The sequence below is a fragment of the Enterobacter sp. RIT637 genome, from assembly GCF_019718755.1.
Lineage (GTDB): Bacteria > Pseudomonadota > Gammaproteobacteria > Enterobacterales > Enterobacteriaceae > Enterobacter.
Window position 1 is genome coordinate 1 of sequence record NZ_JAIHAZ010000049.1, and the last position, 847, is coordinate 847.

2 protein-coding genes are annotated in these 847 nt (G+C 54.2%); both read right to left on the bottom strand.

Going from position 1 to position 847, the window contains the following annotated elements:
• Positions 1–363, bottom strand: a 363-nt coding sequence (gene tusD / locus K5E19_RS23035; RefSeq protein ID WP_221553249.1) for a sulfurtransferase complex subunit TusD, incomplete at its 3' end; no start/stop codon positions are given.
• On the bottom strand, positions 363–847 hold a 485-nt coding region (locus K5E19_RS23040; RefSeq protein ID WP_221553250.1), incomplete at its 5' end, for a transcriptional regulator. The genes K5E19_RS23040 and tusD, both read right to left, overlap by 1 nt.

Genomic DNA, 847 nt, shown 5'->3' on the forward strand with positions numbered 1-847 from the left:
GGTCAACGCCGCTTGAGCCAGCGCGCCTAAGCCACTGAGGGAAAAGCCAGGCTGGAGATTCGCCCCGGCAAGGCCAATACGCTCTGCTTCGGCTTCATCCGTCACACCGCGACGCAACGCCGCCGCGACACAGATGTGCAGCTCGACGCCCTGTAGCTCATTAAGTTTCTGCCAGCCGCGCACCAGATCAAACTCATCCGACGCAGGCGAGGTCAGCTGGTTAGCGTTGTAGACCCCTTCCCGGTAGAAAAAGACACTGCTCAGCTGATGCCCGGCAGCCAACAACGCCTCGGAAAATTGAAAAGCGCTACTGGCCTGCTGAGTGCCGTAAGCCGGGCCTGTCACCATGATGGCAAAACGCATTACTTCTCTTGTCCCAGGAAATCACCGCTTTTGAACTGGCGGATGTAAAGATAAACCGTGTGCTTGGAAATGTTCAGGCGATCTGCCACCTGGTTAATCGCATCTTTAATATCGAAAATGCCTTTTTCATAGAGGTTCAGCACGATCTGGCGGTTCTTAGCGTTGTTCGATACGTTGCGATCGGCATTGACCTCTTCGATGGTGAACTCCAGCGTCTGGGTGACGAGGTCTTCAACGGAAGACGCAAAGTTCACCGACGAGTTCACTTCCGGCGTTTCAGGCGGAATAAAGGTGCTCATGATTTGAGAGAACGGCACATCAAGGTTCATGTTGATACACAGCAGTCCGATTACGCGGTGCTCGCGGTTACGGATGGCGATCGTTTCTGATTTCATCAGAACGCCGCTTTTGGCACGAGTGAAATAACATTTGGAGACGCTGCTGTCCGCGCCGGTCATGTCGTGCAGCATACGCAGTGCAAGGT